The sequence below is a fragment of the Pararhizobium sp. IMCC3301 genome (genome assembly GCF_030758315.1).
Lineage (GTDB): Bacteria > Pseudomonadota > Alphaproteobacteria > Rhizobiales.
The window spans coordinates 3383160-3405099 of sequence record NZ_CP132336.1; the positions used below are offsets into that span (position 1 = coordinate 3383160).

The 21940-nt window shown below is 47.9% G+C and carries 24 protein-coding genes and 2 pseudogenes; 15 read left to right on the top strand and 11 right to left on the bottom strand.

Annotated elements, in window-relative coordinates:
- Positions 1-158: 158 nt before the first annotated feature.
- Positions 159-1046 carry an ArdC family protein gene (locus RAL88_RS16370; RefSeq protein ID WP_306264922.1) on the top strand — a complete coding sequence of 296 codons (888 nt, stop codon included), beginning with the start codon at positions 159-161 and terminating at the stop codon, positions 1044-1046.
- A gap of 88 nt (positions 1047-1134) precedes the next feature.
- A complete protein-coding gene (locus RAL88_RS16375) occupies positions 1135-2844 on the top strand; it encodes a ParB/RepB/Spo0J family partition protein (RefSeq protein ID WP_306264923.1) in 1710 nt (569 codons plus the stop codon).
- 74 nt (positions 2845-2918) lie between these two features.
- Here RAL88_RS16375 and RAL88_RS16380 read toward each other — a convergent pair whose 3' ends face one another.
- Together RAL88_RS16380 and RAL88_RS16385 are read right to left on the bottom strand one after the other, a co-directional pair.
- Positions 2919-3194, bottom strand: coding sequence for a type II toxin-antitoxin system RelE/ParE family toxin (locus tag RAL88_RS16380; RefSeq protein WP_306264924.1), 276 nt, complete (start codon positions 3192-3194; stop codon positions 2919-2921).
- Entirely contained in the window at positions 3184-3399 is a 216-nt protein-coding gene (locus RAL88_RS16385) for a hypothetical protein (RefSeq protein ID WP_306261318.1), read from the bottom strand. Before RAL88_RS16385 ends, RAL88_RS16380 begins: the two co-directional genes overlap by 11 nt.
- Before the next feature lie 216 nt (positions 3400-3615).
- Between RAL88_RS16385 and RAL88_RS16390 the strand changes: the two genes are divergently transcribed.
- Entirely contained in the window at positions 3616-4020 is a 405-nt protein-coding gene (locus tag RAL88_RS16390; RefSeq protein WP_306264925.1) for a hypothetical protein, read from the top strand.
- A gap of 96 nt (positions 4021-4116) precedes the next feature.
- Here the strand turns inward: RAL88_RS16390 and RAL88_RS16395 are convergent, their stop codons facing one another.
- Entirely contained in the window at positions 4117-4686 is a 570-nt protein-coding gene (locus RAL88_RS16395; RefSeq protein WP_306269725.1) for a recombinase family protein, read from the bottom strand.
- 189 nt (positions 4687-4875) lie between these two features.
- Between RAL88_RS16395 and RAL88_RS16400 the strand changes: the two genes are divergently transcribed.
- Both RAL88_RS16400 and RAL88_RS16405 read left to right on the top strand, forming a co-directional pair.
- Entirely contained in the window at positions 4876-5235 is a 360-nt protein-coding gene (locus RAL88_RS16400) for a hypothetical protein (protein ID WP_306264926.1), read from the top strand.
- Between the two features lie 2 nt (positions 5236-5237).
- A complete protein-coding gene (locus RAL88_RS16405; RefSeq protein WP_306264927.1) occupies positions 5238-5981 on the top strand; it encodes a hypothetical protein in 744 nt (247 codons plus the stop codon).
- Between the two features lie 11 nt (positions 5982-5992).
- On the opposite strand, the gene RAL88_RS16410 is transcribed toward RAL88_RS16405, so the two are convergent.
- Together RAL88_RS16410 and RAL88_RS16415 are read right to left on the bottom strand one after the other, a co-directional pair.
- Positions 5993-6373 carry a helix-turn-helix domain-containing protein gene (locus tag RAL88_RS16410; RefSeq protein WP_306264928.1) on the bottom strand — a complete coding sequence of 127 codons (381 nt, stop codon included), beginning with the start codon at positions 6371-6373 and terminating at the stop codon, positions 5993-5995.
- Between the two features lie 19 nt (positions 6374-6392).
- On the bottom strand, positions 6393-6833 hold the full coding sequence (locus RAL88_RS16415) for a hypothetical protein (RefSeq protein WP_306264929.1): 441 nt from the start codon (positions 6831-6833) through the stop codon (positions 6393-6395).
- Positions 6834-6959: 126 nt separating this feature from the next.
- Between RAL88_RS16415 and RAL88_RS16420 the strand changes: the two genes are divergently transcribed.
- Positions 6960-7616: a helix-turn-helix transcriptional regulator gene (locus RAL88_RS16420; protein WP_306264930.1), complete on the top strand. Its 657-nt coding sequence runs from the start codon at positions 6960-6962 to the stop codon at positions 7614-7616.
- A complete protein-coding gene (locus RAL88_RS16425) occupies positions 7616-7831 on the top strand; it encodes a hypothetical protein (protein WP_306264931.1) in 216 nt (71 codons plus the stop codon). The genes RAL88_RS16420 and RAL88_RS16425 overlap by 1 nt, the downstream gene beginning before the upstream one ends.
- Positions 7832-7889: 58 nt before the next feature.
- On the opposite strand, the gene RAL88_RS16430 is transcribed toward RAL88_RS16425, so the two are convergent.
- Positions 7890-9028 (bottom strand): IS3 family transposase gene (locus tag RAL88_RS16430; protein ID WP_306264932.1). Its coding sequence is split into 2 segments (ribosomal slippage): positions 7890-8773 and positions 8773-9028, totalling 1140 coding nucleotides; the frame shifts between segments, so codons are not numbered across the junction.
- Between the two features lie 21 nt (positions 9029-9049).
- On the opposite strand from RAL88_RS16430, the gene RAL88_RS16435 reads away from it, so the two are divergent.
- Together RAL88_RS16435 and RAL88_RS16440 are read left to right on the top strand one after the other, a co-directional pair.
- A complete protein-coding gene (locus RAL88_RS16435) occupies positions 9050-9469 on the top strand; it encodes an N-acetyltransferase (RefSeq protein WP_306264933.1) in 420 nt (139 codons plus the stop codon).
- Positions 9470-9779: 310 nt separating this feature from the next.
- On the top strand, positions 9780-10169 hold the full coding sequence (locus RAL88_RS16440; RefSeq protein WP_306264934.1) for a helix-turn-helix domain-containing protein: 390 nt from the start codon (positions 9780-9782) through the stop codon (positions 10167-10169).
- Here RAL88_RS16440 and RAL88_RS16445 read toward each other — a convergent pair.
- Positions 10166-10852, bottom strand: a complete 687-nt coding sequence (locus tag RAL88_RS16445) for an SOS response-associated peptidase (RefSeq protein ID WP_306264935.1) — start codon at positions 10850-10852, stop codon at positions 10166-10168. The two genes, RAL88_RS16440 and RAL88_RS16445, sit on opposite strands and share 4 nt — an antisense overlap.
- A 145-nt stretch (positions 10853-10997) precedes the next feature.
- On the opposite strand from RAL88_RS16445, the gene RAL88_RS16450 reads away from it, so the two are divergent.
- The 3 genes from RAL88_RS16450 (at position 10998) to RAL88_RS16460 (ending at position 15575) form a co-directional block, all read left to right on the top strand.
- The gene (locus RAL88_RS16450; protein WP_306264936.1) at positions 10998-11276 is read left to right on the top strand and encodes a hypothetical protein; all 279 of its coding nucleotides are present in this window, start codon (positions 10998-11000) and stop codon (positions 11274-11276) included.
- A 361-nt stretch (positions 11277-11637) separates the two neighbouring features.
- Positions 11638-13737, top strand: a complete 2100-nt coding sequence (locus RAL88_RS16455; RefSeq protein WP_306264937.1) for an ATP-dependent endonuclease — start codon at positions 11638-11640, stop codon at positions 13735-13737.
- Positions 13734-15575, top strand: coding sequence for a UvrD-helicase domain-containing protein (locus RAL88_RS16460; protein ID WP_306264938.1), 1842 nt, complete (start codon positions 13734-13736; stop codon positions 15573-15575). Before RAL88_RS16455 ends, RAL88_RS16460 begins: the two co-directional genes overlap by 4 nt.
- A 166-nt stretch (positions 15576-15741) precedes the next feature.
- Here the strand turns inward: RAL88_RS16460 and RAL88_RS16465 are convergent, their stop codons facing one another.
- The 3 genes and pseudogenes from RAL88_RS16465 to RAL88_RS16470 form a co-directional block, all read right to left on the bottom strand.
- Complete coding sequence (locus RAL88_RS16465) at positions 15742-16518, bottom strand: hypothetical protein (RefSeq protein WP_306264939.1); 777 nt, start codon at positions 16516-16518, stop codon at positions 15742-15744.
- A gap of 657 nt (positions 16519-17175) precedes the next feature.
- Positions 17176-17268: pseudogene (locus tag RAL88_RS21740) on the bottom strand (integrase core domain-containing protein); the annotation flags it as partial.
- Between the two features lie 117 nt (positions 17269-17385).
- Positions 17386-17889 (bottom strand): annotated as a pseudogene (locus RAL88_RS16470) (helix-turn-helix domain-containing protein); the annotation flags it as partial.
- A 172-nt stretch (positions 17890-18061) separates the two neighbouring features.
- Here RAL88_RS16470 and RAL88_RS16475 point away from each other — a divergent pair.
- The 3 genes from RAL88_RS16475 to RAL88_RS16485 are packed head-to-tail and all read left to right on the top strand — an operon-like array spanning position 18062 to position 21222.
- Positions 18062-19213, top strand: a complete 1152-nt coding sequence (locus RAL88_RS16475) for an AAA family ATPase (RefSeq protein ID WP_306264940.1) — start codon at positions 18062-18064, stop codon at positions 19211-19213.
- 40 nt (positions 19214-19253) lie between these two features.
- On the top strand, positions 19254-19757 hold the full coding sequence (locus RAL88_RS16480; RefSeq protein ID WP_306264941.1) for a hypothetical protein: 504 nt from the start codon (positions 19254-19256) through the stop codon (positions 19755-19757).
- Complete coding sequence (locus RAL88_RS16485; RefSeq protein ID WP_306264942.1) at positions 19750-21222, top strand: ATP-binding protein; 1473 nt, start codon at positions 19750-19752, stop codon at positions 21220-21222. Before RAL88_RS16480 ends, RAL88_RS16485 begins: the two co-directional genes overlap by 8 nt.
- 427 nt (positions 21223-21649) lie before the next feature.
- Here the strand turns inward: RAL88_RS16485 and RAL88_RS16490 are convergent, their stop codons facing one another.
- Positions 21650-21925 carry a hypothetical protein gene (locus RAL88_RS16490; protein WP_306264943.1) on the bottom strand — a complete coding sequence of 92 codons (276 nt, stop codon included), beginning with the start codon at positions 21923-21925 and terminating at the stop codon, positions 21650-21652.
- Positions 21926-21940: the final 15 nt, after the last annotated feature.

Genomic DNA, 21940 nt, shown 5'->3' on the forward strand with positions numbered 1-21940 from the left:
TGCGTGAACAACGACGCCCAAATCAGGTCGCCCCCGGTAAACCGGAGGCGGCTTTTTTCGTTTTGGATTTTGGGCGCTCGCCGCTGGGCAAGGTTTCATGTGCGGGGTAGTGACAAAAGAAATCCTCGCTTTTGAAACCAAAACCAAGTGAGGACACAATGACCAAGCGAGATATTTACCAAGAGATTACCGACAAGATTATATCCGTTCTAGATCAGGTAAATCTGGACGACTACCAAGCCCCTTTTGCCGGTTTGGCGGCGCAGGGATTACCAGCGAACCCCACAACAGACCACCAGTATCAAGGCATCAATATTCCGTCCCTTTGGGTAGACCAGCAGGTGAACGGGTTTGAGTCCAATCAATGGGCGACCTTCAAACAATGGAAGGACAAGGGCGCACAGGTTCGAAAAGGCGAAAAGGGAAGCCCGATTATCTTTTTCAAAACGCTTCAAAAGACCGCAGAAAACAGCGCAGGCGAGCCGGAAGAATTCAACATACCGATGATGCGGTTCTATACCGTGTTTAATGCCAGTCAGGTGGACGGCTACGACCATCAGGAAAGCGGCGCAGAGCCAAAAATTGATCTTGTCACCCGCATTGACCATGCAGACCGCTATTGCACCCAGACGGGCGCAGACATTCGCCATGGCGGGTTAAGTGCCTTCTATCGACGCAGCGGCGATTTTATCAATCTGCCTGATACTGCCGCTTTTTTGGATACGCCGCAGGCCACCGCCACAGAAAACTATTATGCGACTTTGTTTCATGAACTGACCCACTGGACAGGCGCGCCCAAACGCCTTGACCGTGACAAGGCAAAAAACCGCCAAGACCGCGAAAAATACGCCTTTGAGGAATTGATTGCCGAACTTGGCGCGGCGTTTCTGTGTTCCAAACTCGCAATCGTACAGACCCCGCGCGAAGATCACGCGCTTTACATCAAGAGTTGGCTGGCGGCGCTCAAAAACAACAAGAAATTCATATTCAAGGCATCGGCACAAGCCGCCCGTGCCGTGGCATTTCTCGACGGGTTTCAGGAATAGGGATTGCAGCACAGAGTTCAATCGCTGGTTGGCCTCGATGGTGCAATTCCGCGCCCTTTAAAAACCTAAACACCCAAGGAGAAGACCCATGGAACTACAACATATTGAATTGAAAAATCTGAAAACCACAAAACTGAATGTCCGCAAAATCGGCGCTAAAAACACCGCCGATCTTGAAGCCAGCATTCAATCGCTTGGTATTATCCAGCCATTGCTGGTACGTGCCAACTGTGAAGGGTTTGAAGTTGTCGCAGGACAGCGGCGCTTTCATGCTTTGAGCAAATTAGCGCAACAAGGCGAGATTGAGCCTGTGCCGTGCATTGTCATGCAAGAGGGCGATGATGCCAAAGCGATAGAGGCGTCCTTGGCGGAAAACATTGCCCGTCTGCCGATGGATGAAATTGACCAGTACAAGGCTTTTTCAGCGCTGGCAAAACAAGGGACAAGCATTGAAGATATTGCCCTGCAATTCGGCATTACCGACAGGCAGGTCAAACAGCGCCTTGCCCTTGGCAATCTATATGCACCGATATTGAGCGCGTACCGCAAGGCTGAGATTAACGCAGGAACACTTCGCGCCTTGACACTGGCAACCACCAAACAACAAAAATTATGGTGGGATTTGTTCAAGAGCGAAGATCAACACGCCCCGCAAGGTCACAGCCTTAAAAGCTGGTTGTTTGGCGGCGCAAATATTCCACTGGAAAATGCCCTGTTTGATGTCGCAAATTACAAAGGCGCAAGCGTGTCTGATCTGTTTGAAGACGCCAGCTATTTTGATGATGCAACGAATTTCTGGACGTTACAAAATCAGGCCATTGCCGCCGCAAAGGAAACCTATCTTGCCAATGGTTGGCAGGAGGTCATCATTCTGGATATCGGTGAGTATTGGAACGAATGGGAATATGCCAAGGCCACCAAGAAAGATGGCGGCAGAATCTATGTCCAGATTGCCACCAATGGCGAAGTGACATTCCATGAGAGTTATCTGACCAGAGAGGAAACCGAGCGCCAGAAGAAAGTTCAAGCTGGCGAAGTTATGGCAGACATACAAAAGGCCGAGATTACCAAAGCCATGCAGAATTATCTGGGCTTGCATCGTCACAGCGCCGTGAGAACAGAACTACTCTCACATCAGGGTATTGCCCTGCGTTTGGCAGTGGCGCAGATGATTGCGGGGTCAAGCCTATGGACTGTTCAGGCCGACCCGCAGAAGGCCAATACGGACGCTATTGCAGAAAGCCTTGCAACCAATAAGGCGGAAAGCGTGTTTCAGGCAGAGCGCGAACGGGTACAGAGTCTGTTAGACCTTTCTGGTGAAGAGGGCGAACCCATCGTACCGCGCAAAACCGATTGGGGTAAAACTCCTGATCTTTACGCCATAGTCGCCAAGCTGATGGAACTGGACGATGCCAGCGTCAATCTTGTTTTGACCTTTGTCGTTGCCGAAACCCTGCCAAGCAATTCTGCTCTTGTTGAAGTTTTGGGCGAAAAACTTGGTGTTGATATGGCGAAGCACTGGCAACCAGATCAAACCTTCTTTGATCTGTTGCGCGACAAGGAAACGCTCAACACCATTGTCAAACAAGTCGCTGGAAAGAGCACGGCAGACGCGCATGTCGCCTCGACCGCCAAAGTCCAGAAACAGATCATTCAGGACGGCTTGAGCGGCAAGCGCAAGAATGGCAAGCAGGACTGGCAACCGGGCTATATGAGTTTCCCCATGACCGCCTACACTAAAAAAGGCGGCATAGAAGCCATGGACAGCCGCAAAGCCCTCAAGAAGCTGTTTAAATAGCAGTCACTAAATAAAAACCGCCCGTTGGTTTCCACCAACGGGCGGTTCTCTGCGTCCGCAGTAAAAGGGATTTTTTATGAGTCTTTCCGATTTTGCGCGCCATGTAGAATGCGTCCAATGAGGGCAATTTGCTTTTCAACCCGGTATAGAATGATGTGTTTTCCATGCACAAATTGGAACGTGCGTTTAGAATAGGCACGACCTATTTTATGGTTGTCACCAATGATTTCAAAAACGGCATCAAGTTCATGCAGATATTTATCTGCTTGCCCTTCGCCGAACGTTTTAAATGTGTGCGTGTAAATATCTTTGAGGTCGCGTTCTGCCCGCCGGGATAGTCTATGCGCCATCCCTGATATCGGCTTTTGCCTCTGCGATGATATCACTCATCGACTTATCGCTGACACCACTTGAAAAGCCTTCTTCAATGGCGTCTTCCAGAGCCTGACGCTTTTCTTCGGTTGAAAGCTTATCAAAGGCGCGTTTTTGCGCATCTGTCGGCACAGCCCACGGATAAACGTTAATTTGAATTGTCTCGAGAACATCGTCTTTCATACAGCAATTATAGCTTAAACCAACTCGATTTGCCAGAATTTTGATGATTTATGGTGTGGCCTGGGAGCCAGCACCGTCATTCGGCATCAGGCAGTGAGTTTCGACAGGCGGCTTGAGGACTAGCCTCGATATCTGGGGCCATTATTCATAACCAAAATATGACGGTAGCAGCGGCGTAAATTACCGATTGGAATGTATGATCCAAAATTGGATAGAATGAGCGAGCGCTTGGCTCGCTCAAACTTACTTCTTGTTTGGCCGCTGTGTGAGAGCGGACGCCGCTGCCGTCTTTGCAGCTTTGCTGGAACTAGGGTTACTGAGCACCTTGGATGCGGCTGTCGCAGCCTTTGCGCTCGTGACTTCTTTGTTGCCTTTCCGGGCCATTTCGCTGGTCTCCTACCACTTGTTGTGCCCGAATCGGGCTCTGCCTCAATATATACCACTTTCAAAGAAGGAACGGAAGATGAACATGTCGGCGCGATGATTGTGGTTTTGACGTCTCAACAGATTCATCCACCCAAGCGCCCACATTCAGCCATTGGCGGCAAACCACCAGCCGTGCTTTACCCGCAGATAAATGAAACCAGCCAACCCGATCAGCAGGCGCAAACAGCAATTTAAGCTACCCCAGAACCTTCCAACATTTGGGGAGTAACTCAAAATACTGCAATGTGGGAATAAGCTCTATGCGCACCTAGCCGTTTACTGGTCCTGGCCCTAATGGAACGTCCGCTCCGTTGGTAAAGCCCGCATTCTGCGGGATAGCGTCCATGGGTGCACTTTCAACGAAGCCGCCGCATCTTTGATGGATGTATCAGAGTTATCAATCATTGCTTTTGCGTGGCGCACCTGTTCATCGGTGATTTTGGGCGGCCTGCCTAACCGGCTTCCCCGCTTGCGTGCCATGACCAGGCCTTCAATCGTGCGCTCCGATATCTTACGCCGTTCCCATTCCGCCGCTGCCGCTCTGCTTTGATATTCGTGATTTCCATCTGCCGTGCTTGTGTCGATGTTCATGTTCATGGCTTTGAATTTGATACCGCGCCGCCGAAATTCTTTTTCATAGACAATCGCGTCATATGTCGTCCTGAAAACCCGATCCAAATCCCAGACAAGAAACGTATCGCCGGGCTGTAGCTTTTGAACGATTTCTTCGAATATTGGCCGTTTTGCCGATACCGCAGATAGCACTTCAACAAAAAACGCGTCACATAAGCCTTTCAGCCCCTCGATTTGACGATCAGGCCTTTGCATTTTTGTACTGACCCGGAGATATCCATATATCATGTTTTTCAATGCGTTAGCTACATATGGTCGGTGACAAGCCAACCAACAAAATCGGTCCTTTTTGTGTGATCCTGAATTTGTGAGGAAGTGCCGGGATTGTGTCCAGCCAAGCCATTGAAATTGCACGATTACAATTCAATTATAACAAAACCAAGGCATAAGAATCAAATTCTACAATAATGACCGATTATGTTGAATAGAAAAATTAATATATTAAGTAATTATAAACAAATATCTGCAATGATACTTTTATGTATATTTGGATTCAGTGGTGTTGAGTCCGCAAAGGCGCAAAATGCCGGTGATATTATGAATAAGATGAACGACGATCAAAGAACAGGGTATCTGGCAGGCGTTGTTGAGGGTTTGGCCTATTCCCGCTGGTTACGGGATAATCCAAGCAATGTAGGAATGAAGTGCATTTATGACTGGTTTTATAACGGTGGTATCGATCTCCAAAGGTCGATTGATTCATGGTTTGACCGTCATCCCGATAAACCGGCAGGGCCGTTGTTATTTGTGTTGATCAAGAAAGAATGCGGGGAATAAGTTTGGTTCAGTTAGGTGATCATTTCAAAGACAAAAAGGACAGCCGCATAAATCAGGCGGGCCAACAGCGTTGGTTTATTAAGGCACGTCAGGATAGGGAAAGGCGGGAAGACGTCGCCGAGAAATTGGATGACAACATACTTGCTACCGCCGCCGAAACCGTAATGGCTACACAAATTCAAATTGAGGCCTTTGAAGCCAAACTGGACAGCTACGACGAAGCAACCGTATTTGCGTTGATGGAAAATCAAGCGGCATTGGATTTAATCACCGCCCAGATAAATGATCTGCTGGCACGCGCTCATGTCATGGAAGATGGAAGGCGTGTTTTCAAAACTGAAGATGGTGCTCAGGTGTTTGATGAATTCGGACAAGAGGTTGGCCCGGAGGAATTGGATTCTGATCTTATTGACGCGACACATCCAACCTGGGAAAGCTTTTCCGCACTGGATGAACAGCGAAGCCAGCTTAGCCAAGAGCGGCAAGAACTACTTGAGTTTCAGGAAAAAGTTGACGCTGCACGGCTCGAAGCTTCTGAGGACGGGCTGACAGAAGAACGACTTGAGGAACTGGATGCTGACTTGTTGGACGCGATGCCGCCAGAAATTGGAATGCATATTGTGGGATACGAGCCACCATCACCATCACCAGCGCCCGACATGACAGCCGCTTTTGCTGCCAATGCCATGCCAGCCATCATCCCATCAACCACAGGCGTTCAGGCTGTTTTCAAACCGGAAATGTAACTGGTGAATGTCTACGCCGCGTCTTTGCTGCGTTTTTCATCCCACCGGATAATTGAGCGTACAAGGTGAAAAACGCTTTTGCGGATATTCTCGTCCGGCAACTCCATGATCTCAGCCGCCAGCAACAAGCCGACTTTGTTCGTGTTCGACGCTGCCGGATGCTGGTCAGTCTCGCCATAGAAAAAACCGACAGGCGTATTCAGCGATGCGGCGCATTTGCCGATTGCCTCCGCAGTCAAAGGGATTTCACCCGCTTCATAGCGTTGCATTGTCGGGGTTGAAACGCCCAGTCTCTCGCCCAGAACCTCTTGCGACAATTTGTTGAGACTTCGTATCTGCCGGACACGAAAGCCCAGATCGACATTGAATTTGTTTTTCTGTTTCTTTTTCATTGCGGCCCCCATCATCTGATCAGGCGGCAAACGCCTGGCACAGGGGAGTGCCAGACGTTTGCGGGGAAAGCCGACTTGAAAGGTATGACGGCTTTGACAGTGCCGTTTTAACCTTGTGGTATAAAGCGTGGTGCAGTTTCATGCTTGTCCAGTAAAGCCGGAAGACACGGTTGAACTCGATCTCAAGCGTGCGCTCGGCAATATAGGCGATTTTGCTCTCTTTGCGGCTGCGGCGCATTTTTCTCAACTCTTTGGATAAGTCCTGCGCTTCGCCCCGGAACAGCTCCAGCATTTCAGTGCTGGCTTTGAAGGGCATATAGTCCGGCACTGTCGTTTCCGCCGATGCGCGTTCGATTTGATCCATGATTTCCTGCGCCACAGCCTCGCCATAGCGTTTTTCAAGCTCTGCTCTGAGCGCCTCATTGTCTTCTTTTTCAGTATTTCTAATAGTATTACTCATAATAAACCCCCGTGTGTCTCAAATATATAAATATGTAAATTAATAATATGTTGTACTTTCTACAGATATATGGTTAAAGAATGGTTAATATATAGTAATAATAGAAATTAAATTCCGGTATAGACAATGATTACTAAAGAACAATTACGCGCAGCAAGAGGTTTGGCGGGCTTCGAGCAAAAATTCGTTGCTGAGAATATTGGCGTAGACCCGAAAACTATTTCCAATATCGAAAATGGAAAGGGCAACGTTTCAAGCCCGCATGCTGCGAAGCTCGTCAATTTCTATGAAACCCGCGGCGTCGAATTTACCGATCACAATGGGGTTCGGCAAATCCCTTCGGGTGTTCGGGTCTATCGTGGAAACGCGGAGTTCCGCCAATTTTATGACGATATTTACGAAACAGCCCGAAAGGTTGGCGGCGAGATATGCCTTTACAACGCCGCATCGCACCTTGTGATCGGCGCTTTGGGTGCTGACTTCGTCAAAGTTCAACAAGAACGTATGATGGCGTTGAAAGACAAGAAGCCCGATCAGTTTAGATACCGGGTTATTTTTGCGGAAGGTGACGGCACATTTTTCGGCGCGTCCTATTGCGAATATCGCTGGATAAATCCCGAACATTTCAATGATACAGCTACCTTTGTCTACGGCGACAAGGTGGGCATTGCCACGTTTGAGAATAACGACGTCATGGTTGTTGTTATCAAGAATGCTGGTTTTGCCGAGTCCCTGAAAAAGCAGTTCAGCTTGCAGTGGCAATTGACGCATGAGCCAAAATGATGATCCAGACGATCAAACGCACGCATTTCTTGAAGACCAGGGACCAGTTCAATGCGCGTGGCATCAGCGCGAAACACAGATTGGTTGAAGTCACCCCAAATCCGAAGAATATTGTTGACCGTGTGTCGCGCATTCCGTGGAATTGGATCAACAAGGAACTTTATGATGTTGATGTTTTAACCGCGCGGATCAAAAATCAAAATATGCGCTTGTGAGGTGGTTCGGTTTGTTTGAACAGTTTCGAGCCGTTTCTTAAGTGGATTTTCCGCCCGTTTATGCCGCGACCATGGTCGGCCTTGGCTTGATATTATATGTCTGATCGGGGGTTAGTCCTTCCAGCGATGAATGCGGTCTCCTTGTGTTGTAGAAAGCCAGATATCTGGCGAGGCTTTCGCGGGCGATCGACACGCTGTCATAGGCGCGCAGATAGACCTCTTCGTATTTGATGCTGCGCCACAGCCGCTCGACGAAGACGTTGTCACGCCATGCACCCTTACCGTCCATGCTGATCTTTATGTCCACGTCCTTCAGCGCCTTGATGAAGTCGATGGACGTAAACTGACTGCCCTGGTCGCTGTTCATGATCTCCGGCTTGCCAAACTTGTGGATGGCTTCGTTGAGTGCCTCAATGCAAGGCGCGGTTTCCAGCGTGACCGAAAGTCGCCAAGCCAGCACCTTGCGGCTGAACCAGTCCAAAACAGCGACAAGATAGACGAAGCCGCGTGCCATGGGAATGTAGGTAATGTCCGTCGCCCAAACCTGATTGGGGCGCGTCACCGCCAGCTTGCGCAGCAGGTAGGGGTAGATCTTGTGGCCAGGCGCAGGCTTTGAGGTGTTTGGCCTGCGGTAGAGCGCCTCAATACCCATGGTTTTCATGCAGGTTGCGACATGCAGCCGCCCAGCGGTGAAGCCCTCTTGCCGCAACAGCCCTTTCAGCATCCGGCTGCCCGCAAACGGATATGCCATGTGCAGTTCATCAATTCGGCGCATCAGACTGAGTTGCGATCCACTGGCCGGGCGCGGCTCGTAATAAAGGCTGCCACGGCTGATCCCCAGCAGATCGGCTTGCCGCGTCAGGCTCAGCTTGTGATTACGATCTGTCATTTCTTTGCGCTCGGCAGAAGACCGGCCTTGTCGAGCGCTCCTTCTAAAAAATCATTTTCAAGCGTCAACTGGCCAATCTTCGCATGCAGGGATTTGACATCGATCTCAGGCGCTTTGTGCGCGTTCGATCTATCGTCGAAAACCTCCATCACGCCGTCGAGCAGATGATCTTTCCATTGCTTGATCTGATTAGGATGCAGATCGAACTGCGAGGCCAACTCGCTCATCGTTCTGTCACCCTTCAAGGCCGCCAATGCGACTTTCGACTTAAATGCAGCGCTGTGGTTCCGTCTGGGTCGTCTCGTCATCTTCGCTCCTTCGTCCCGACAATGCTGCCGGATTGGGAGCAGAAAATCCACCTAACTCAATTGTTCAGATTTGCCAGGCCACCTCTCTTGTTTGATTTTGTCGAGGCTGGAAAACAGATTGGCTATTGCATCGCTGTAACCCCGCATCAAAACATTGTCAGGACGTTTCTTTCGGCGGTAGGCCCGAAAAACCCGATTGAGATTGAGAACATCGCCCTGTTCCCGGAACATGCCGGCAATGGCAGAGGCCGTAGCGTGGCAAATCTCATGATGGGTAAGTTGTTTGAAGACGGTCATGATGTCGTGTGTCTGAATACCAGCGAAACAAACTATCCAACATTGTCCGCATTCTATGAGCGCATCGGAATGACCAATGTGGGGCAGGATGAAATTCCGGACTTCAACATCAGGACGCGTCAGCCAGAATGCATCGTGGCTTGATCTGATTGCTGAATTGCGTCCTGCGCAAATCCCACTTTCAAGAGTTACGCCAGAATTTGCGTGGAGCGCAACGGTGCTACGCTGGCAACCGCGCAACACGCACAAAATGCTGCCTATGGCATGGTTTTTCTTGAGCGTTGATCCGGAGATCTGCGATTATCTTTTGATGAGCGAAACAAAAACCATCACCCAATTTCACAGAACAATGCGATATTTCCCCATCGCTTGTGCAGATCGGGGGAAAGCCAGCCGAAAGCGATTTGGGGTGTGTAGGCTTTCCTCCGGTTTCATGCGCTTTTGAAGGCCTGAAATGCGTCTGGTAGATCAAGATATTGAAAAGCTAATCGGGCAACGCCTAAAGAAGGCGCGCCTTGAGGCAGGTCTGTCGCAAGCCGCTCTAGCTGAAAAAATTGGTATCAAATTCCAACAACTTCAAAAATATGAGTCTGGCAAGAACAGGATTTCATCATCCAAATTGTTACAATCCGCTATCTCCTTGGATCAGCCAGTGAGTTATTTTTTGTGTGATGCGCGTGCCGTTTTGACGGGCAGGCAATTATTATCAGAGCCGCGAAGCTTGGATGATGATGAAACGATTTTTGGCTATGGCCTTATCGTTCATGAAATACGCGACCCAGCATTCAGGCGGTCGTTTATCAATCTCATTCGCCGCCACAACAAAATTGCTGAAATCAATTAAATTAATTCCAGCCCATCTGGTTTAGCGCCGCGCGCAACAATCTTGAGACTGTTATCAGGCAGAGGCCGCTGTAAAGTAACGGCCTCGACCCATGGTGCATTCAGCCAGATATCAGCCTCTTCGCTTGTTCTTAAAATCACCGGCATGGCCTTTGGATGAATAGCACCAACTTCCTTATTGGCTTCCGTTGTCAAAAACGCAAAAATATCTGCGGAGATTTCACCTTCCTTGAGTTTTCTTACGCCTGTCCAATTTGTCCAAACTCCGGCAAAGAATTGTAGCGGCCTGTCATCATTTGCCGCAAACCAGACAGGCGGGCGCGACCCATCCGACAAGACTTCGTTTTCACTAAAGGAGTTAAACGGCACTACGCACCTGTTTTCGACCCCGAACCATCGGCGCCAGTGCGGGCTCTTAGTATTTCGGATATTGGTAATGCCTTTATCCGTGCCTTTCTTTTTCCCGGTCTTTTTACTGATAAGCGCAAATTCAGGTGACGGCATGCCCCATCGCGCCATGGAAAGCTGACGCTGATTTTCAAAATTTCGCACAATTGGCGCGGTATAATCGGGGAAGACAACCGGTATCGGCGGGAAATTGCCAACGCCTTCTGCAACGCTAACGGCTTTGACAAAATCTTTGATTGCCTGCCGATTGGTCGTGACCGAGTAAAGATTGCACATAGAGAAAATCTACGCGTTCTTGCGCGGCCTCGCAAGGCATGCAATGTTCCTTCTTTGTTCTTATGTGAAACTCCAATGACTCGGCGCATGAATGCCTCCCTCTTATCGACGTGAACATAGCCATCCTGGCAAGAAGGAGCATCGCTTGTGTGATGCTGCCAAGGCGGGGCAGTTGATACTGGTAAAATGCAATTTATGCCGACGGGCCATCTATTTTTTAGCGTCTGATCTGGTCAATGTACTAAACCCGGACAACACCGCCCGCAACGTCCCGTTTCCGTGCTCGAAATGCGGTAAAACAGATTATATCAATGTGACGTTGCGATTTCCTGCAATGGGCGATTATGGACATTTGAAGCTTCGCCGACCCGATGAAGTCAAACATATCCAGACATGGCGCACCGTGACACTTGGTGATCCATGACCCATGCTTAATGCGCCTCACGACACAACTTCTCCTAGCACGAAAGAAAATACCGCAGCATCCTGCGAGATAATCAGAATTGCCTGATCACTTTCGGCCCCCCTTAACGGACTTTCACGACGCGATCTAACACCGCGCCGCAGTGTCACCAAAGCGGACACGCGAAAGACGCGTCACGCCCCTAACAAGCCCGCCACTCTCCGCCCGTACTGGCGCCTGATCTGCCCCATCCGGGGTCGAAACAGCATCACGCCATCCAACCACCACGGAACGAACAACCAAAAGCAGCGCATAGCACGTGAAACATCTTTGAAAGCACGCCCCAGAATGCTAATCTTTTCAAAAGATTACGAGGTATTAAATGCGCTTAAACAGTATTTCCGTCAGGAACTTTCGTCGCCTAAAGGATGTATCGATTGATTTTGGGGATCGGGAAACTGTCTTTGTCGGTCCGAACAACAGCGGGAAAACATCAGCAACTGCTATTATGCGGAGTTTTCTCGGAAACCGGGACTTCAAAATCCATGACTTCTCCGTGTATTGTGTCTCTGGAATTGATGCTTTCGATCCAGAACAGGATTCCAATCTCCCTAGTATTGAGCTTGATCTCTGGTTCCATGTCGATCCGGAGTCTATCGCATTCGGACGCGTTTTTGCCCTCGCAACAGACCTTTCAGCTAATTTTTCTGAAATTGGTGTGCAGTGTTCATTTTCGGTAGATGACTCCGCAGAACTCTGGAAGCAATTCGATAACACCTTTCCAAAAATGGACGATGGCAACCGTAAGCGGGCATTGAGCCACTTCCTTGAGCTAGAGGGAAATCTGAAGAAACACTTCAGTGTGAAGATTGCATCATTGGAGCGCGACGGTGAAAACGTTTCTGCGACACCTGTCGATTCCAAAGAAGGGAAAAAGATTCTAAGCTCGTTGCTCCGCGTGGACTGTGTTGACGCGCAGAGAAACATCGATGATGAAAACGCCACTAGAAGCAATAAGTTGTCTGAGGCATTTGCGACTTATTACCGGCGAAACCTCGAACAAGCGGAGTTAGCCGAAGAAGCGGTCGCGGTGATCGAGGCGAACAATGAAAGGCTGACACTGCACTACGGTGAGCGATTCGAGCCCTTGATGGCGATGATTGGAGGTCTTGGGCTACCTTCCGATAATGATCGCGCCATGAAAGTTGTCTCGACGCTCAGTTCGGAATCGGCGCTACGGGGGAGCACCGAACTCTTCTACGTTGACGCAAGCACATGTCATGAGCTTCCCGAAGCATACAATGGGCTAGGTTTTAAGAATCTCGTGTTCATGGCTATTCAGATCGATCATTTCTACCGACAGTGGCTAGCGACCGAAGACAATCGGCCATTGTGTCAGATAATTTTTGTTGAGGAGCCCGAGGTTCACTTGCATGCGCAGGTCCAACAGACGTTCATTCGCCAGATGTGGGAAGTTTTGGCAGCTGGTGCCCCCGAGGAGGAATCCAAGCCCCAACTTACGATTACAACACATTCGTCTCATATCCTTGATGCCGTTGATTTTTCGAAGATAAGGTATTTCCGGCGAAAACCGTTGGACAATGGCGAAGATGGTCACACCTTTCACGGAACCACCGTGCATAGTTTAGGGCAATTCCAACCCGATCCAATTGACGTCGATGGGCAAGTCGTTGAACCTTTGGCGGCTCTATCATTTCTGAAGAAGTATTTAAGGCTCACGCACTGCGATCTGTTCTTTGCCGATGCGGTAGTGCTCGTTGAAGGTTCTGTTGAAAAATTACTTTTGCCAAGAATGATTGATCTGGCGGCGAGTTCCCTCAACACGAAATACCTCACCGTTCTGGAGGTCGGTGGTGCATACGGAATGCGCTTCGCCGGGCTTCTGGAATTTTTGGAAATCCCTTATTTGGTTATCACGGATATCGACTCGGTAGACCCGCAAGATAACAGAAAGAATTGCATTGCAACAACTGACGGCGCTGTGTCTTCGAACGCAACGCTGAGATATTTCTTCGATGAAGCTGGAGTGCGTGAGCTTTCTGCGAAAGGTTTTGATGATTGCCAGCAGGCCAATGGAATGCGTTTCATAGCCTATCAAAAACCCATGACCCTGAACTGGAATAGCGAAGACCATATTTTCCACGGGCGGACGCTAGAAGAAGCTTTTGTTTATGAGAATCTTAATCACTTCAATCCGCGAGGGTTGAGCATAGGCATTGATCTGCCTGAGGGCTCCGAGGAATTGCACAGAGCTGTGTGGGAAAGAGTTAAGAGCTCCACATTCAAAAAAACAGAATTTGCCATGGATGTGCTGGCCTATGAGCCGCCAGCCCCACAGGAGGAAGGTGAAGCTGCCCCTAATAGTGCTGAGATTGCATCATGGATTGTGCCTCACTACATTGCTGAGGGTTTGCGTTGGCTTGATGAGTGTATTTCTCAAAGCCAAGGTGCCGACGAATGAAGAAGGTTCTCAAACCAACAGAGGCCGACAAAAAGATTGCCGGGTGCATTGATAACGAAACGTCCTTCTCTGTCGTTGCCGGTGCCGGTTCGGGAAAAACAACCTCTCTGGTGGAAGCCCTTAAGAAAATCAAGGCAAAGCGGGCCAAAGAAATGCGCAAGAATGGGCAGCGCATTGTCTGTATCATCTACACCAATCGCGCAGTCGATGTGATTTCCAAGCGACTTGGCTTTGATGAACTGTTTCACGTTTCAACTCTACACGGTTTCCTTTGGGATGAGATAGCTAGATTCCAGGATGCCATTCGTGAGGCGCTGCGCGAGTTCGTAATACCTCAGCACATGGAAAATGCCCGAAGTAATGATAAAGGTGGTCAATCCCAGACGGCAAAAAAGGCCCGCTTAAAATTAGCTAGACTGGAACAGGAGCTGGAAGCTCTTGGTGAAAGCCCCCCGGTTAAATACGAAGAAACTGTCATCAGCGATTATTCGAAATGTATCTTGAACCATGACGATGTGATCGACGTGGCTGCTTATCTAATTTCAAATAGGCCGATCCTGCAAAAAGGGCTTGGCTTCAAGTACCCCTATATTTTCGTAGACGAGGCGCAAGATACGTTTCCACATGTTGTCGAGGCATTGAACGCTGTGTGTGCCAAAGCGGGGTTGCCGATTGTAGGATATTTTGGTGATCCGATGCAGCAAATTTACGATAAGCGCGTGGAAAACTTCGCGGGACCGCAGGGTTCCATCGAGATATCGAAGGAAGAGAATTTTCGCTGCTCCACTTCCGTCATTGATCTTCTCAACAGGTTTAGAGTGGATCTAAAGCAGGTGCCGGGTGATGAGAACGCACGAATTGAAGGCAGTGTTTTTATCACTGTTGCACAGGCTCCAGACCCTGAAGGACCGAGAAAGACCTATACGGCAGAGCAGTTGGATGAAGTTGCTGCGAAGTTTTCCGAAGCATTGGCAGCGTGGGAATGGAAAGATGTCTCCCCTGTCAAACAACTGTTCTTGGCACGGCGAATGATAGCCCGACGTCTGGGGTTTGTGACGTTGCACAAACTGTTCACCGGCGATTTTTCGTCTTCGCGGTCACAGTCAGATTATGAGGAAGGTTCGCACTACTTGCTTAAGCCGTTTATTGATGGATTATTTGATCTCGTTCAAGCCTCTAGAAGCAATAATGTCAAAAAGACAATCGAGACGCTCCGAAGGGTTAGTCCAGCCTTCGATGATGATGGTCAGAACAAGGCCAAATCTCTCAAAGAGATGTTAGACCGGGCTTCGCAGCACGGAAGTGAACTTGATGAGCTTTGGGAAAACGGCTCCATGAGGGATATCCTCAAGTACTGCGAAGCTCATGGCCTTTATCCACTATCGGAGCGCCTTGTCTATCAGTTGAACCGCGAACAACGGGGAGAGTTTGATCGCGATAGCGACGAACATCAGCGCGACAAGGGAGACTGGTTGGCGGATGAGTTCTTCATTCTCAAAGCTGCCGAGCTGGAGAATTATATCGAATTCCTTGATGAGAACTCGCCTTTCAGCACCCAACATGGTTCGAAGGGCGAAGAGTATAAAAATGTGCTGGTTATGATCGATGACATCGAAGCTGCATGGAATGCCTACAGTTTCTCTAAAGTTCTGACGCCCGGGGTCGCCGGTAATCCGACAGATCGACAAATGGATTTTACCCGGAAATTGGCTTATGTCTGCTTCTCAAGAGCGGAAGAGAATCTGAGAATTTTACTGTTTTCAAAAGATGCACGGGCTGCCGGTCACGAGTTGATTGATCAAGGACTTTTTGATGAAGGCCAGGTTTCCTATCTCTAAATTTCTCTGTTAGGCTCGTGCCTTCGGGCCGCGCTGCCGTGAACCGAGCCCGCTGAAACGCGGTCTCGGTCATTTGGCATCCATCCCTTGCGCAGTTTCGGCCAATCCCGATGAGCTGACACCTTCCCCTTTTTTGTTGGGGGCCTCGCGGCCCCAGAGTAAGCCCTTATTGGTCGTTTGACTGAATGGTAGTCTCGTCCCCTGCACCTTTCCGCAGGTTCATTGTCATTGGCAACCCAGAAGTATCCGTAATGTCTATGCATTCATAGTCTTCGGGGCTCGAATGAAAAATTGCGCCAAGTTCTCGCGTTACCTCCTCAGGCTCAAATGATTGAAGCCTCGGGTGCAGGTGATCTTGAGGCAAACTGATCTGCTTCCCAATTGGCAAGCCTGGGTCAAATTCAACATTCTGTCCGACCACGACGCACTGTTCGGCACGCCCAAGCGGCATGTGTATGATGGTTCTGGCAGGCTCGTTTGCCTTCCAGTACTCACCGTCGACCTCCGGTTTCGGCAGTGCGATCAGCTGTATCAACACGCAGCTCCCTGCAGGAGCAGACTCGAAAAATGCCTGGAACTTTTTCCGTCTATTCTTTGGAGCAGCTTGTGCATTTAACAAATAGTTGGTGGGGAAGAGCAGTCTGGCTAGTACGTGCGCGTCTCCCTCTGTCGCCTGCTTCCTCTTCCACCGAAGGACATTGGGTTGCGTCGTGCCCACTCGAACCGCATCTTGGCCCATCCGGTACTCAGCTGTGAGACCAAACTGGCAAACGAAGTCCGAGGACGGGTTACCTTTGATCGCGGCATGTACGGAGAGCTTTATCGCTCCACCGACGCCCTTTGAAGTCATATATACTTGGCCCGCGTGGTCCCAAATGACCCAAACAGATGAAAGCCTCTCGGTTTCGGATCCGATCCAGAACCGAAACTTTCCTATCTCCATTACCAATCCCTCGTTGAGCTGCTAGCATGTCATTTCGCGTCTCAGAGTCAGCAGACAAAATGCAATTGTACAACAGCCCAAACCTGACACTGTGAATTACAAAACATACCAGAGGCCGCTTTGTCCACACAGCAGGCCTCGGCGCTTGACGCAGCGAAGGTCTGCTTCCCGCCCAACTTCGCCGTTTGTTGCATTGCAATAGGTCTCGTAAGGGAATTTCCCTTCGTGCGAAAGACACTTGAATTTAGAAAAACCCCATTCCCTATTGGCTTCGCACAATGGATTTTCAAGAGAACATTGGAACTCTGTGAAGCAAATTTGCGACGGGTCATGACCGCTACGAAAGTGGAAATGAGCCGAGAAAGAAGAAATAACGCAGAGCGCAAGATGTGTGTTGTCAGACAACACCACTTGGCAAGGTAGACGCTGCGCTCTCCCGTTGCATCCCTCTGGCCCATTGAGTGAAGGGCGCGATCAACACCCATTCCTCGTCCGTACAATCGCTTGCAAAGCGCAGGTGTCTGCGGTCATATTGTTTCCGGGTGATTTCGGCCCAGGTGACCTGCCACTGATTTTTCATCCAACCCGATTTAGAGCCATGGATTATCTTACGCCAGTTGGCGCGGTTGGTTCAAGCTTGGCGATTGCCTCTCCTGAATTAAGTTTGTCGGCATATGCTGCCGGTGTCTCATAGCCCAACGCCGAGTGTGGGCGTTGGTAATTGTAGTCTCTGTCGGCTGCTGAGGGCACAAAAGGCGCGCGGCTTCATGACTGGGCCTATCTCGAACTGGCTGACCTTGACGCTGACGAGTATGATGAACGCCGGTCTGGCTTGTAGGCACGAGGTCTTTTGATCCGCAGAAACATCGCCGATGGGGAGACGTAAAGCCCAACAATATCATGCAGTTTTTCGACAAACCGCGGATCGTTGGACAGTTTGAACTGGCGAAACCGGTGTGGAGCAAGACCGTGGGCCTTCCAGATCGTCTGCACCGTCGAGGCTGCAATACCTGCCACCCTGGCCATCGCCCGCACCGTCCAGTGCGTTGCTTCATGCGGCGGCGGCTTGAGCGTCAGCGCGATGATCTCCTCGACACGATGAGGTGCGATCGGCGGTGTACCCGGCGGGCGTGTCTTGTCATGCAAAAGGCCGTCAACACCTTCCTGCATGAACCGCTCCTGCCAACGCCACACACAGGTCCTGGACTTCCCCGTCACCGCCATAATAGCGTTGGTGCCAAGACCATCTGCACACGCCTCAATGATCCTGGCGCGCCAAACGTGTTTCTGTGGTGATCTCGGATCGGCAATGATCCGCTCAAGCCGCTTGCGGCCGGCGGCAGAAACCGTGAATGATATTCCTGCAAGCATCCACAATACTCGCACAAAAACAGGCGAACCGGAATCCCCTTCAAGACTCTTTTGTCTCGGGCAATCCACTAGAGTCTGAGAAAACTCTAGAAATTCCATTCCAATCATGTACCCTCCCATGATTAAGAATTGAAAATTTCTGTTCACACTTTTCCTGAGACTGGGGATCCGCATGTTAAAAACAACCGCTTCCGAAAAATGGGGGTTACTGGAAAAACCGAATTTTGGTCACATAAATTTTTCGGATACAAAACATCTCAGTGATCTATTATTCGATCAAGCTGATCTAGAGCGAATTAGGAGCCAAATTAGAACAGCACACAAACTCAAAAAACAGTCAATCACCTGCCTGACAGGTCCCTCGGGGAGCGGAAAATCGACGCTCTCAAATACCCTCGCTCTGTTTAACGACGATTTTCATGTGATAGACTTCCTTGATATATCTGATAAATACAAAAATGATCACGACTCTGCAAATTTTATTTGGAAAGTGTGCAGTTTATTTTCCGAGTATATCGAAAATAACGGATGTGGTGACACAACTAATTACTTATCAAACGTATTGGCCAGCAAATCACGCATCAAGACAATATCAGACGAAACTCAGTTCATCAATTATCTCATCGAAGAATTTTCATCGATCTGCGGCATTAAGAATAATTTCGAAATTATTCATGGAACTTATATAATAGATAATTTAGATAAATTAGACGTGTTCCAATTTAAGCATGTGTTAAATTTGTTCGGTTCTCTGGGGCATAATCTAACGAATTGGAATTTCTGTATCATTGTGTCACCCGAACTACGATTGGCAATGCGGCAGTCGGAATATAGAGGTGAATTAACGGACATTGTAGCGATAGACGGCGATAGAAGTTTGAAGATATCAACAGATTCAGTTATATCAAAACGTTTTCAGACTAAATCTATAGAACATTATCTCGGACCAAGATTAATGGAGCAAAGTTCTTATCGTATTATAGAATCTTTTAGTAATAAAAATAAAGCTCTTTTTTATATTGATAAAGTATATGATTATGCTATTAATAGTACATATTCTGGAACAATTCCGTATGATTTAGTTTTTGGTATAGTTTCAAATAATGATAATAAAGAATTAAATATGTATAACGATACAGTGGGTCTGGAGTCCGAATTTAATTTTCGAGCACTGGAAGACGAAATTAAAAAAGCAGGCATCGATTCAAAGGGCGCAAAAGAAATGTTGCGTCTTCTGAAGGAATCGCAAGTATTTAATAATTATATTAAAACTTGTGAGTCTATGGAAGATGGACTGATTTCCGCCAGTTTTGATTTTAGATAGAAATTATTGAGAGTAGCGCAATCTGGGAGGTTGGGAGCAGATGGCATCTGGCTCGAGACGTTTTGACAAATTGTCTGGTGAACTTACAAAAAAAATCGATGAATATGATGAAAAATTAGGAGGGGCGGATCCCCGGGAGTATGTAAAATATTGCGTCGCTTTCTGCGTTTTGCACCAACGAGATGAAGAGGTGGTGAGCTCGAAGACACATAAGGAAGCGCTAGATTTGGTAAGAGCGACTGCCTTGCGGAGATACAGAAATGCGAATAGATACGAATCTGAAACAAACGGGTTACTGAGACAACTCTCCAGTATTTTTATTTCAGTTTGTCTTTTTATCTTAGGTTACATGATAAAGGACAAATTATCAGCTACATCTGAACAATCGCAAAACGTTATTATCGTAGTTGGCGTTATATTCTTAGGAATCATGATTGGCTTCCTTATTCGACATTTGTATTATCCAATGAGGAAGAGGGTCAGCGGTTATTTTTTGATTGTCAGCGACATACTTTTGAAGCGGGGGGGAGGGAAAAATGTCTAAAAATTTAGAAAAGGACATAGACGATCAGTACCTTGACGCGTTAGAATTGTCTAGGACTCCTAATTTCGAAGAACTTGAACCCAATCTTGAAACAGATAGAATCAGCTTTATAGCAAGAAAAAATGAAGATATAATATTTACAGCGAAAATTATAAAAAGATTTACACAGCTATCCCCAAATCAAGTTCTTTTAATTTCTGCTTCACCTGGTGTGGGAAAGTCTACATTTATTAGATTTCTTGCATCCCAATTAAGTAAATCATATTATATATCTTTATTCGATTATAGTCCAGCATTTGAATATAATTTCAATATTGATCTTACGAACCATCACATAATGAGATTTGCATCTCATTTGGAAAAATCTATAGTTTACGGGTTGAGAGAAAATCGTTCCGAGCAGGCGAGTAAATTGAATATCAGCCAAAATATTAATAATTATTTTGAGATTGATGACTATGTAATTGATGTTTTGTCTAATCTAATAGTTCGAGATATCGATGAGTACATATACATATTCATCGATAATATAGATTTCATAGACGCAGCAGAACAATTCCGGATCATAAGAATTGTCGGTGCCCTCAGTCAGAAAAATCGGAAGGTAATATTCATAGTTTGTGGCCGACCGTTCGTTACGATGATGGCTAGAGTTAACCCGCGACAGTTTTTCGGTACGACCACTCATCTGCTGCATCATTTACCTTACTTGTCGATTAAGGATGTGATTGTCGGCAGGTTTTTGCCTGTTTCCAATGACCCAGACGTCGCAGGAAAGTTTCTTGATGACGATGCATTCGATCTACTGGATAATTTTATCGATGGTAATATCGCGTTGGGATTGAAAATATTGGCCGATCTATTCATTAAAAGGCCCTTCATGAGGCCGGTCGAAATACCGACTTCGAATAAGAATGACCTGATACAGGTTATGATCGGCGAACAATTACTCTCTGCCAAGAAGGATGACCATCAAGGCGGTAACTTCGGATTCGTATGTGATATATTTGCTCGAACAAAGGCTGCGGACCGAATTCCGATAGTCTATTTTATCCTTAGCAAGCTCAATCGGCCAGTTCCAATCGATGACCAGGTATTATCCCAGTGGAATTCAGAAATTAGGCGAATTGATTCACAATCTCCAGTATATACAAATCGCGAATTTAGGGAAATAATTGAGACGTTGCGCGGGATGCGTCTTATTCGAAGGACTGGAATTGACCAGAGTAACAATATTAATTCAAAAATTTCCAAATCGAACCGCTCAGAGGTGTTTTTTGACTGCAGTTATTGTATTACTCGAACGGGAGTCACAACGATAATTTTGTCAAAAAGCACCATTTATGAAGATATGGCCAGTCTTTCGCACTATCCAACTGGCTATAGAGATTACATTAAGCGAGATGATACAGTATTTAATATTCCTGAGCAAAGCAAGCCGTGGGAATTCACAGAAACTCAATGATTCGAGCCCTGAAAAGTTCTCCAATTTTGAGTAGAATTCGTCGGTTTTCGCTCTAAGCCTAATACCAACGGTGCCATTTTCTGACTCACGCGGGTTAGTTCAATCCCACGTGAGTCAGAATTTGCTGATGTTGGTAGAATGCCCTCATCGAACAACCGCAAACTATCGCCTCAATCGGAACGAGAGACTGGGCGCATGTATAAAAGGTCAGAAAATATCGCCGTTGGTATAAGAACCCGATTCAAAATTAATACCCATTGATTTTAATCCCCTGCGAGAGTCTCTATAAATCCCTCGGGTTGGTCATTTCTGGCTGGCTCAGCGGTTTTGACCACCCAACAACCTTGCTGATAGGGATCGTTGTCGGGATATTCGCCGGTTTCAAGGCGATTTTGCAGACTTCAGGCGCACTTCACCCGTATACCACTTACCTAGGCGCTGTTGCCCCGTGCTCGAACTGGACCAGGCGGCTCATGTTGTAAACGAGGTTCATAATGCCGATCTTTGTCTTTTTCTTTGCCTGCGCTATACCAATCGTATGGATGAACTTGCCGCCCATGGAGCGTTGCTGAAAACCGAACACATGCGCGACACGAACCCGGACCTTCGAGCGGTTCTTGTTGGCTTTCATCTGCCTCGCGGTGAGGGGCTTGTTGTGTCTGCCCTTGTGATGAATATGACTGCGATAAACCGAATCGTTCACAATTGGTTGGTCTCA

Excerpts from the sequence above, each read along its gene's own strand:
- RAL88_RS16380 (WP_306264924.1), bottom strand. The coding sequence starts at position 3,194 with ATGGCGCATAGACTATCCCGGCGGGCAGAACGCGACCTCAAAGATATT.
- RAL88_RS16440 (WP_306264934.1), top strand. The coding sequence starts at position 9,780 with ATGCGTCTGGTAGATCAAGATATTGAAAAGCTAATCGGGCAACGCCTA.
- RAL88_RS16385 (WP_306261318.1), bottom strand. The coding sequence starts at position 3,399 with ATGAAAGACGATGTTCTCGAGACAATTCAAATTAACGTTTATCCGTGG.
- RAL88_RS16485 (WP_306264942.1), top strand. The coding sequence starts at position 19,750 with ATGTCTAAAAATTTAGAAAAGGACATAGACGATCAGTACCTTGACGCG.
- RAL88_RS16410 (WP_306264928.1), bottom strand. The coding sequence starts at position 6,373 with ATGAAAAAGAAACAGAAAAACAAATTCAATGTCGATCTGGGCTTTCGT.
- RAL88_RS16425 (WP_306264931.1), top strand. The coding sequence starts at position 7,616 with ATGATCCAGACGATCAAACGCACGCATTTCTTGAAGACCAGGGACCAG.
- RAL88_RS16420 (WP_306264930.1), top strand. The coding sequence starts at position 6,960 with ATGATTACTAAAGAACAATTACGCGCAGCAAGAGGTTTGGCGGGCTTC.
- RAL88_RS16435 (WP_306264933.1), top strand. The coding sequence starts at position 9,050 with ATGCTGCCGGATTGGGAGCAGAAAATCCACCTAACTCAATTGTTCAGA.
- RAL88_RS16475 (WP_306264940.1), top strand. The coding sequence starts at position 18,062 with ATGTTAAAAACAACCGCTTCCGAAAAATGGGGGTTACTGGAAAAACCG.
- RAL88_RS16375 (WP_306264923.1), top strand. The coding sequence starts at position 1,135 with ATGGAACTACAACATATTGAATTGAAAAATCTGAAAACCACAAAACTG.
- RAL88_RS16370 (WP_306264922.1), top strand. The coding sequence starts at position 159 with ATGACCAAGCGAGATATTTACCAAGAGATTACCGACAAGATTATATCC.
- RAL88_RS16415 (WP_306264929.1), bottom strand. The coding sequence starts at position 6,833 with ATGAGTAATACTATTAGAAATACTGAAAAAGAAGACAATGAGGCGCTC.
- RAL88_RS16390 (WP_306264925.1), top strand. The coding sequence starts at position 3,616 with ATGAGCGAGCGCTTGGCTCGCTCAAACTTACTTCTTGTTTGGCCGCTG.
- RAL88_RS16460 (WP_306264938.1), top strand. The coding sequence starts at position 13,734 with ATGAAGAAGGTTCTCAAACCAACAGAGGCCGACAAAAAGATTGCCGGG.
- RAL88_RS16465 (WP_306264939.1), bottom strand. The coding sequence starts at position 16,518 with ATGGAGATAGGAAAGTTTCGGTTCTGGATCGGATCCGAAACCGAGAGG.
- RAL88_RS16455 (WP_306264937.1), top strand. The coding sequence starts at position 11,638 with ATGCGCTTAAACAGTATTTCCGTCAGGAACTTTCGTCGCCTAAAGGAT.
- RAL88_RS16395 (WP_306269725.1), bottom strand. The coding sequence starts at position 4,686 with ATGATATATGGATATCTCCGGGTCAGTACAAAAATGCAAAGGCCTGAT.
- RAL88_RS16400 (WP_306264926.1), top strand. The coding sequence starts at position 4,876 with ATGTTGAATAGAAAAATTAATATATTAAGTAATTATAAACAAATATCT.
- RAL88_RS16480 (WP_306264941.1), top strand. The coding sequence starts at position 19,254 with ATGGCATCTGGCTCGAGACGTTTTGACAAATTGTCTGGTGAACTTACA.
- RAL88_RS16445 (WP_306264935.1), bottom strand. The coding sequence starts at position 10,852 with ATGTGCAATCTTTACTCGGTCACGACCAATCGGCAGGCAATCAAAGAT.